The sequence below is a fragment of the Arthrobacter sp. TB 26 genome, from assembly GCF_000427315.1.
Lineage (GTDB): Bacteria > Actinomycetota > Actinomycetes > Actinomycetales > Micrococcaceae > Arthrobacter.
In genome coordinates this window covers 11,594-21,031 of sequence record NZ_AUPJ01000547.1, presented here as the reverse complement: position 1 = coordinate 21,031, position 9,438 = coordinate 11,594, and the positions used below count along the sequence as shown (strand labels likewise).

The 9,438-nt window shown below is 66.8% G+C and carries 8 protein-coding genes and 1 pseudogene (1 of these 9 running past the window's edge); 8 read left to right on the top strand and 1 reads right to left on the bottom strand.

Going from position 1 to position 9,438, the window contains the following annotated elements; all coding sequences use genetic code 11:
* The first annotated feature begins 14 nt into the window (after positions 1-14).
* From K789_RS0121420 to K789_RS0121405, 4 genes are all read left to right on the top strand, one after another.
* On the top strand, positions 15-1,421 hold the full coding sequence (locus tag K789_RS0121420; RefSeq protein WP_024365914.1) for an MBL fold metallo-hydrolase: 1,407 nt from the start codon (positions 15-17) through the stop codon (positions 1,419-1,421).
* Between the two features lie 92 nt (positions 1,422-1,513).
* Positions 1,514-2,806 (top strand): MFS transporter, encoded by a 1,293-nt coding sequence (locus tag K789_RS0121415; RefSeq protein ID WP_024368531.1) that lies wholly within the window; start codon positions 1,514-1,516, stop codon positions 2,804-2,806.
* A 175-nt stretch (positions 2,807-2,981) separates the two neighbouring features.
* Positions 2,982-3,680, top strand: a complete 699-nt coding sequence (locus K789_RS0121410) for a hypothetical protein (RefSeq protein WP_128081697.1) — start codon at positions 2,982-2,984, stop codon at positions 3,678-3,680.
* Positions 3,677-3,994, top strand: coding sequence for a hypothetical protein (locus K789_RS0121405; RefSeq protein WP_128081696.1), 318 nt, complete (start codon positions 3,677-3,679; stop codon positions 3,992-3,994). Before K789_RS0121410 ends, K789_RS0121405 begins: the two co-directional genes overlap by 4 nt.
* A 335-nt stretch (positions 3,995-4,329) precedes the next feature.
* On the opposite strand, the pseudogene K789_RS23790 reads toward K789_RS0121405, so the two are convergent.
* Positions 4,330-5,341, bottom strand: a pseudogene (locus K789_RS23790) (LacI family DNA-binding transcriptional regulator).
* A gap of 249 nt (positions 5,342-5,590) precedes the next feature.
* Between K789_RS23790 and K789_RS0121395 the strand changes: the two are divergent.
* The 4 genes from K789_RS0121395 to rhaS form a co-directional block, all read left to right on the top strand.
* A complete protein-coding gene (locus K789_RS0121395; protein WP_024368525.1) occupies positions 5,591-7,135 on the top strand; it encodes a sugar ABC transporter ATP-binding protein in 1,545 nt (514 codons plus the stop codon).
* Complete coding sequence (locus K789_RS0121390; protein ID WP_024368524.1) at positions 7,132-8,181, top strand: ABC transporter permease; 1,050 nt, start codon at positions 7,132-7,134, stop codon at positions 8,179-8,181. The genes K789_RS0121395 and K789_RS0121390 overlap by 4 nt, the downstream gene beginning before the upstream one ends.
* A gap of 34 nt (positions 8,182-8,215) precedes the next feature.
* Positions 8,216-9,256: an ABC transporter permease gene (locus K789_RS0121385; protein ID WP_029705647.1), complete on the top strand. Its 1,041-nt coding sequence runs from the start codon at positions 8,216-8,218 to the stop codon at positions 9,254-9,256.
* 78 nt (positions 9,257-9,334) lie between these two features.
* Positions 9,335-9,438, top strand: partial view of a rhamnose ABC transporter substrate-binding protein gene (rhaS, locus tag K789_RS0121380; RefSeq protein WP_051181231.1) — the start only. 958 nt of this gene lie beyond the right edge of the window; 104 of the gene's 1,062 nt are visible here — the first part of the coding sequence; it begins with the start codon at positions 9,335-9,337; the stop codon falls past the right edge of the window.

Sequence of the window (9,438 nt, the reverse complement as noted above, 5' to 3'; positions counted from 1 at the left end):
ACGAAGGAGAGCACATGCTTCTGGAACGCATCTACGACGAAGATCTTGCCCAGGCCAGTTACTTCATTGGCTGCCAGGCCAAGGGTGAGGCGCTGGTCGTTGACCCGCGCCGTGACATCGCGGTGTACCAGTCTCTGGCTGCGAAGAACGGCATGACGATTGTTGCCGTGACCGAGACCCACATCCATGCGGATTTCCTCTCGGGCACCCGGGAGCTGGCGGCCGCGACCGGTGCCACTGCTTATGTTTCCGGTGAGGGTGGAGTGGACTGGCAGTACGGTTTCGAGGCTGAGCGCCTCTATGACAATGATGTGATCACCCTGGGCAACATCACGGTGAAGGCCCTGCATACGCCCGGCCACACCCCGGAGCACCTGTCCTTCCTGGTCACCGATGGTGCGTTTGCCGACACCCCCGGGTACCTGCTCTCGGGTGACTTTGTTTTCTCCGGGGACCTGGGCCGCCCGGACCTGCTGGATGAGGCTGCCGGCGGGGTGGACACCCGCTTCGGCGGGGCCAAGCAGCTCTTCGCGAGCCTGCGGGAGAAGTTCCTGACCCTGCCGGACCACGTCCAGGTCCACCCGGGCCACGGCGCCGGCAGTGCCTGCGGCAAGGCCCTGGGCGCGATCGCGTCCTCCACGGTCGGCTACGAGCGGCTCTACTCCTGGTGGGGCCCGTACCTGGCCGCCAACGACGAGCAGGGCTTCATTGATGAACTCCTCGACGGCCAGCCCGACGCGCACGCGTACTTCGGCCGGATGAAGCGGGAGAACCGTGAAGGCCCGGCCGTGATGGGCGAACGCGCCCCGCTGGCCGAACTCGACCTCGCCGCCGTCGCGAAGGACCTCGCCGCGGACACGGTGACGTTCATCGACACCCGCCCCAACGACCAGGTCCACGAAGGTACCGTCACCGGCTCCCTCAACGTCCCGGCCGGCAAATCCGTGGCCAGCTTCGGCGCCTGGGTGGTGAACCCGGAAACCGACAAGAACCCGCTCGTGCTCCTGGCCCCTGACCAGTCCGCAGCGCAGGAGATGTGGGACCACCTGGTCCGCGTCGGCATCGACAAGGTCGCCGGCTACGTCACCGGCTTCGAGGGCCTGCCGGTCAGCACCCCGAAGCTCATCGCGCCTGAAGACCTCGAGAACTTCGACGCCGCCATGGTCCTGGACGTCCGGAACCGCACTGAACACACCGCCGGACACATCCCGGGCTCCCACCAGCTCAGCGGCGGCCGCGTGATGTGGCACCTGGACGAGCTCCCGGCCGAGGGCACCATCGTGAGCTACTGCCAAAGCGGCGTCCGGAACTCCGTCGCGGCCAGCGCGCTGCGCCGCGCCGGCTACGACGTCGTCGAACTCGACGGCAGCTACGCCGCCTGGGCAACCCGGCAGCCACTGGCATCCGTCTCCAGCAACTAGCCACCGCGACCGGCACTAACTGACTGGCACCCCTGGCGGCGGCCCTGGCAACAGGGCCGCCGCCATCGTTCGTCCCAACCGTCTGGAGCACCATGACGTCCGGCAACACCAACTCCCTGCGGCAGCAGCGCCACGGCAACGGCATGACGCTGGGCCTTCGGCAGAACCTGGCGCAGTTCATGCTCCTTGTCGCCGTCAACGCCCTCGTCGGCGGCACCCTTGGCCAGGAACGGACCGTACTTCCGCTGCTGGCCGGGCAGGTCTTCCATCTGGACCTCTACACCAGCGCACTGACCTACATCCTGGCCTTTGGCCTCGCGAAGGCCGGCACTAACTACTTCGCCGGCACCCTCTCGGACCGCTACGGCCGCAAACCCGTCCTGATCGCCGGCTGGATCATCGCCCTGCCCGTCCCGCTGATGCTGATCCTCGGTCCGAGCTGGGGCTGGATCGTCGCGGCCAACGTGATCCTGGGCGTCAGCCAGGGCCTCACGTGGTCCACCACCGTGGTCATGAAAATGGACCTCGTCGGACCTTCCAAGCGGGGGCTCGCCATGGGCCTGAATGAAGCAGCCGGCTACCTCGGCGTCGCCGGTACCGCCCTCGCCACCGGCTACATTGCCGCCAACTACGGCCTGCGCCCCGGACCCTTCCTGCTCGGCGCGGCCTACATCGCCCTCGGCCTCGGGCTGTCGGTCTTCGCCGTGAAGGAAACCAGAGACCACGCCAGGCTCGAGGCCGCCAACCACACGGCCGCCCACGCCGACGCCCACGGGGAACTGAGCAACCGGGAAATCTTCACCCTCACCAGCTTCCGGGACAAATCACTCTCCTCGGTCAGCCAGGCCGGGATGGTCAACAACCTCAACGACGGCCTCGCCTGGGGCCTGTTCCCCGTCCTGTTTGCCGCCGCAGGTCTGACGATCGAAAAGATCGGCATTCTCGCCGCCGTCTATCCCGCCGTCTGGGGCGCAGCGCAGCTCGTCACCGGGGCATTGTCGGACAAATACGGGCGCAAATGGCTGATCGTGGGCGGCATGCTCGTCCAGGCCGCCGCCCTGGGAATGATCGCCGTGGGCCAGGACTTCGGGATCTGGCTGACCGCCGCTGTCCTCCTGGGCCTCGGAACGGCCATGGTGTATCCCACCCTGCTTGCGGCCATCGGTGACGTCGCCCACCCGCAGTGGCGGGCCCGGTCTGTCGGCATCTACCGTCTCTGGCGCGACGGCGGATTCGCTGTCGGCGCGCTGCTCTCCGGGATCATCGCCGACGCGTTCGGCATTCCGGCCGCCGTCGGCGTCGTCGCGGGCCTGACAGCGTTGTCCGGTATCCTCGTCGCCATCCGCATGCGCGGCACCGACCACCACAGCCACCGCCTGATGTAGCCAGGAACCCCGCGGTGAACCTCGACGGCCTGACGGAAATACGTGTGCACGGTGTGGGCGGCCCACCGCCGGAGGCCCTGCACGGCGATATGAAGCCAACGAGGGTCGCGGGGGACCGCATCGCAGGGTTCTACCGGACGACCGACGCCCGTGGCCGGCACCGTGAGGCGTACTCGTGGGGCGGCCTGACCTCCCCTCCCACTCGCCGCTTCGGGTGCTGTGGACGCCGCTGTTGCCGTCGATGCTTGCCAATATGGCCGGGTGGATGGCCCGGTGCCGCGCGATGTCCGGGGCTGAGGAGGGAACGGCGGAGCCGACGACGAGGGGATTCCGGTGGGTTGCCCGGCTCGCCGCCCTCGCTCTGACGTTGAGCAGCGCGATGATGTTCACGATTCCGAGCCTTGATACGTTCGCCTGCCAATGCCTGGGCCAGCTTCAGTGCCGCAACCAGCTTTGGGGCATGCCGTTGCTGAACTTCCGGGCGCCGTATGACCGTCCGGGGTTTCGGCTGGCGGCGGGCACGATCGCGCCGCTTGCGGTCGCGGTGCTCTTTTATGTCCTGGCTTCCCGCTCGCGGACCCGCTATGAAGGCGTTGAACCACCGACACCGGGAGCGTCCCGGCCCGTGCCGTTCGGCCGCTGTGCCGTGGCGCAGGCCCGCGGATTGCGCAGCGCCGACTTCTGGTCCGGGCGGCGCTGGCACCAGCACCTGTCGGACCTGCACCTGGCAGCCGGCATCGCGGTGGCAGCGGGGACGCTGGGCTGGTGCGTTGCCCAACTCGGCGGGGTCATGGACCTCACGGATCAGGGGCCAAGGTCAGTGCCCGGACGGCCACCGCCGGCTCCGCCGTCGTCGTCGCTGTTGTCATCGTGATGCTCGCATCGGACGAGGCACATGAGCTCCTCGCCCGCGGGACGCTCTACGCCTCCATCACTGCCCTGTTGGTCTCTGTCGTCGGGGCCCTGACGCTGCCGCTGGAACTCGGCGATGCTGGCGTCGGCGGGCCGTTGGCGTTGTCCCAGCCTGCCGGCGTCCTGCCGGGAATTGACGTGTCGGTCGCTGTGGGATGGACGCTCACCCTCGTGCCGCTGGTCCCGCTGATGGTTCAGCATGCGGCAGCGTGGGCCCTCCGGTGGCGGAACGCGCTGAAGGTTGTGCAGCGCGGGCCGGAGCGCATGAACGCCTGAAATTTGCGGCGCGCGGCTCAGCCAAGGTCTTCCCGTGGGCGGCGCCCGTGGTGCTGAATGTCGTTGCGCTCACACTGGCCAACGCTGTGCGGTTGTCCTTGCTGATGCTTGTCGCTGAGCGGCTCGGTACGGTCAGGTACGGTCAGGTGGGGGCTCGGGCCGGACGGAGGCAACACCCCGGATAGCGGTGGTCCAATCGGTGATGCGGGGCCGGTGCTGTGGGTGCCCTTCTGGCCCTGCATTGCCCCGGACCCTGCGGCGCCGGTCCAGTACCGGTAGTCATCCACCGGACCGCGACGTCGAGGGGCGGACCAGGGGCCGCCGGGCCGGCGCCCTCAGCTCCGTGTGGACGCCCGGACCACCAGCTCGGGCGGAAAAACAACCTGGCGTGGGACAAACCCGGCCGCCGGGCTCGCCTCCCGGAGCAGCAATTCCAGGGCGGTCGAACCAATCAGGGCGCTGGGCTGCCGGATGGACGACAGGGGGACCACGGCGGCGGCGGCAAATTCGATATCGTCGTAGCCAATCAGCGCTATCTCCTGCGGCACCTGCACGCCGCCCATCAGCATCAGGCCCTGCAGGACACCCACCGCGAGCAGATCGTTGGCGGCGAAGATCGCATCCGGCCGTTCTGCCGCGGGCCGGNNNCCGGATGGCCTCGCCGGCGGCCCGGCCCGACAGGACCGTCAGGGATTCAGTCGGGATGACTTCAAAGGTGGCGTCGGGCGCCGATTCCATGGCCTTGCGCGCGCCGGAAAGCCGGTCAGCCACCTGGCGGATACTTTCCGGGCCGCCCACGAAGGCGATCCGCCGCCGGCCCACAGACAGCAGGTGTGCAACGGCCATCTCGCCTCCGGCCAGGTCGTCGACGGCGACGGAGGAGAAACTCAAGTTGTCCGTTTGCCGGTCCACGAGGACTGTGGGGATGCCTCTCCGCCGCAGCTGTTCGAGCCTGGGGATCACATTGCCCACGGGAGAGATCAGCACTCCGCGGACACGCTGCTGTTCAAAGAGATCCAGGTACGCTGCTTCCCGTCCTGCGTCCTCGTTGCTGTTGCCGACCAGGACGGTGAAGTGTTCGGCCGCGGCCCGGTCTTCCGCTCCCCGGGCCAAGTCGGTGAAGAAGGGGTTTGAGGCGTCAAGCACCACCAGGCCAACGCTGTGGCTCATGCCGGCGCGCAGCTGGCGGGCGGCGTCGTTGCGCACAAAGCCAAGCTTGTCGATCGCTGCCTGTACCCGGGAGGTGACCTCCGCGGACACTTTTTCCGGCCGGTTCAGCACATTGGATACTGTCCCGACGGACACGCCGGCAAGGGCTGCGACGTCCTTGACGCTGGCTGAAACCATTCGTGAGCTCCTGAATGCGGGTGCCGCTGCCTCTTGGACGGGCAAGCAGGGCGTACCGAAGGTGGTGCACTCAGGATACCTGTCCCGGTGCTGATTTGAACCCTTTCAATGAAACGAATCAAAAGACGGGACCGCGGGATTTTTACACCTATTGACGCCCGGGTCATCGACCTCATATGATTCAAATCACAGCAGCTCTGAAACGATTCATTATGATGTTCACTCAGCCCCAAAGGTGCGGTTATCTTTATGCAGCAGACAGACAGCTCCCGGTCCGGTCCCTCAGCGGACGGCGCAGGGCCGATGCTCTCCCTTTCCCACGCGGCCAAGACCTTCGGCCCCGTGGTCGCGTTGGCCGACGGGACCATCGAAATCCGGGCCGGCGAAATCCATGCGCTGGTCGGCGAGAACGGCGCCGGCAAGTCCACCCTGGTCAAGATCCTCGCCGGCCTGCACCATCCCGATTCGGGCGACTTCAGGGTCAGCGGGGAGAGCGTCCAGTTCCGCAACGTCGGTGACAGCAAGGCCGCCGGAATCTCCGTCATCTACCAGGAACCCACGCTCTTTCCGGACCTCAGCGTGGCGGAGAACATCTTTGTTGGACGCCAGCCCAAGGGCCGGTTCGGGCTGATCAGCAAATCCGCCATGGTCAGGGAGGCAAGCGGGCTGTTCGAACGGCTCGGCGTCCCCATCGATCCGACGCGTATTGCCGAGGGCCTGTCCATCGCGGACCAGCAGATCATCGAAATCGCCAAGGCCATTTCGCTCGATGCCAAAGTGCTGGTGATGGATGAGCCCACGGCGGCGCTGAGCGGGGTGGAGGTGGACCGGCTGTTCGCCGTCGCCCGCGGCCTCCGGGACAAGGGAACCGGCATCCTCTTCATCTCGCACCGCTTCGACGAGGTCTTTGATCTGTGCGACCGGATCACTGTTATGCGGGACGGCCGGTACATCGCCACGCACCGGACCGCCGACGTCACCGTCGCGGAAATCGTCCGCGAGATGGTCGGACGCGACATCGAGGCACTTTTCCCGAAGACGGCTGCGGAGATCGGGGACACCGTCCTGAAAGTCGACGGGCTCAGCCGGGCAGGGGTGTTCCGCGACATCAGCTTCGAAGTCCGCGCCGGGGAGATCGTCGCGCTGGCCGGCCTGGTGGGCGCCGGCCGCACGGAGGTGGCACGCGCCGTCTTCGGCATCGACCCCTACGACGCCGGTGAGATCAGCTTCAAGGGCAGCACACTGAAACCACGTGACCCCCAGGCAGCCATCACGGCGGGCATGGGCTTCGTCCCGGAGGACCGCCGCAAGCAGGGGCTGGTCATGAACCTCTCCGTGGCCCGCAATGTCACCCTGACCCTGCGCAACAAGTTGGCGACGGCGGGGCTGATCAACGGTGCCGCCGAACGCCGGGCGGCGCAGGACTGGAGCAAGAAGCTCCAGGTCAAGGCCGGATCGCAGGAGCACGCGGTCTCCACCCTCTCCGGCGGAAACCAGCAGAAGGTGGTGCTGGCCAAGTGGCTGGCCACCGATCCGCAGCTCCTGATCATCGACGAACCCACCCGCGGCATCGACGTCGGAACGAAAAGTGAGGTCCACCGGCTCATTTCCGACCTCGCGGGGCGGGGAATCGCCATCCTGATGATCTCCTCCGAACTGCCCGAGGTCCTCGGGATGGCGGACCGGGTCCTGGTCATGCGCGAAGGCCGGATTACCGCCGAACTGGACCGTGCCGTGGCGAATCCGGAATCCGTTATGCACGCCGCAACCACTTCCGCAGGAGGAACCCTGTGAGCTCAGCCCTGGACCATAAGAAACCGGCGACGGCGACGGCGCCCGCCGGCAGCGCCCGCAATGCCCTGGCATCGATGCTGCGGCTGCGCGAACTGCCCGTGATCATCGCGCTGGTGCTGCTGGTGCTCGTCACCTACCTGATCAACCCGCTGTTCCTAACGCCGCAGGGCGTGAAGGACCTGCTGCTGAACGCCACTATCGTGATGATCCTGGCAGCCGGGCAGACCCTGCTGATCATCACCCGGAACATTGACCTGTCCGTTGGCTCGATGCTGGGGCTGGTGGCCTTCGGCACCGGCACCATTTTCTCCGCCATGCCCGATCTGCCGATTGCCGCCGTGTTCGTGATCGGCATGGCCTTCGGCGCGCTGCTCGGGGCGATCAACGGGCTCCTGGTGACCGCGGCCAAAGTTCCTGCGCTCGTCATCACGCTCGGAACCCTGTATGTATTCCGCGGCCTGAACAATGCGTGGGCCGGCGGGAAGCAGTACTTCGCCGGGGACCGGCCGGACGCCTTCGGCGCCCTCTCGGTAAACACCGTGCTGGGATTTCCCATCATCACGATGCTGGCCATCCTGGTGGTCGCTGCGGTGGCCGTGTACATGGCAGGCACCCGTCCGGGACGGGACCTGTACGCCATCGGCTCAGATCCGGATGCGGCCACTGCCTTCGGCATCAAGGTGTCCAAGCGCGTCTTCCTCGCCTTCCTGGCCAACGGCGCCCTGGCAGGCCTGGCCGGCGTGCTCTACGCAAGCCGCTTCAACTCCGTGGGCGCCACCACCGGCACCGGCATGGAACTGACCGTCGTTGCTGCCGCCGTCGTCGGGGGAGTGGCCATCTTCGGCGGCAGCGGATCGGTGACCGGGGCCGCCCTCGGAGCCGTGCTCCTGACCACCATCACCAGTTCCCTGACCGCCCTGCGGGTCGACAAATTCTGGCAGCAGGCAATCGTCGGCGTGCTGATTCTCACGGCCATCATCATCGACCGCGTGGCAAGCCTGCGCACAGCCAAGAAACTGCGGATAAGCGAGGCACGCAATGTCTGAAACCACGTCGACAACCGGCACGGCTCCGGCTCCAATGGCTGACAGCACCAAGCCGCTGGCCTCCGAGCCCAAGGGCAGGACCGGGGCGGCACGGATCCTGGCCGGCCGGGATGCCATCACCATCTATGCCCTGATCGCATTCCTGATCTACGCTGCCATCGCCATCCCGCGTTTCGCCTCACCGGTCACCACCGGATTTCTGCTCCTGGACGTGATCCCGGTCCTGCTGATCGCCATGCCGATGACCCTGATCATCATCACCGGCGAAATCGACCTGTCCGTCGCGAGTATTGCAGGACTGACCAGTGCCCTCATGGGCGTGCTCTGGGCCGGCGGCATGGATATCTGGCTGGTGCTGGCGATCAGCCTTCTGGCCGGCCTCGCGGCCGGCATGTTCAACGGATTCCTGATCGCCGTCCTGGGGTTGCCCTCCCTGGCGGTCACGATCGGCACCCTGGCCCTCTTCCGGGGCCTCGCCCTGGTCATCATCGGCGACAACGCCGTGGCCAACTTCCCGAAAGCGCTCACGGCCTTCTTCACCTCCAAGCTCGGCGGCACGGGCATCCCCACGGTCATGATCGGTGTGGTGGTTGTCATTGTCTTCTTCGGGGTCCTTCTCCACTTCACGCCGTTCGGCCGCGGGTTGTTCGCCATCGGCTACAGCAAGGAAGCCGCCAGCTTTGTGGGCATCAAGGTGGCCCGCAGCAAGTTCTGGCTCTACGTTGCCTCCGGTGTTGTCTCGGCCCTGGCCGGGATCTACTGGACCCTGCGCTACACCAGTGCCCGCAGCGACAACGCGTCCGGGCTGGAACTGGCCGTCATCGCCGCCGTTCTTCTCGGCGGCGTCTCGATCTTCGGCGGCAAGGGATCCATCCCCGGCGTGATCGCCGGTGTCCTGCTGATCGGAACCCTCAACTACGCCCTCCGCCTGGCCCGCGTGTCCGACGTCGTGCTCATCACGGTGACCGGGCTGCTGCTGATCGTCTCCGTTGTGGCGCCGAGCGTCGGCTCCGCGATCAAACAATGGCGCCACACCAGGCGCGTCCGTCGAAGTTTCACCCGAAGCACCCCCTGAAATTTTGCCCACCGCACTACCGCAGCCGCATCCAGACCGGACCGGCTGTACCGACCGCACGAGGAAAAAGGAAGAACAATGATGTTGAACCGCAAGAGCACAGGCCAGACCGGCCGTTTGGCGGGAATGGTGGCCATCGCTGCCGCCGCCGCGCTAGCCCTGACCGCCTGCAACAGCGGCTC

Excerpts from the sequence above, each read along its gene's own strand:
- K789_RS0121420 (WP_024365914.1), top strand. The coding sequence starts at position 15 with ATGCTTCTGGAACGCATCTACGACGAAGATCTTGCCCAGGCCAGTTAC.
- K789_RS0121415 (WP_024368531.1), top strand. The coding sequence starts at position 1,514 with ATGACGTCCGGCAACACCAACTCCCTGCGGCAGCAGCGCCACGGCAAC.
- K789_RS0121395 (WP_024368525.1), top strand. The coding sequence starts at position 5,591 with ATGCAGCAGACAGACAGCTCCCGGTCCGGTCCCTCAGCGGACGGCGCA.
- K789_RS0121385 (WP_029705647.1), top strand. The coding sequence starts at position 8,216 with ATGGCTGACAGCACCAAGCCGCTGGCCTCCGAGCCCAAGGGCAGGACC.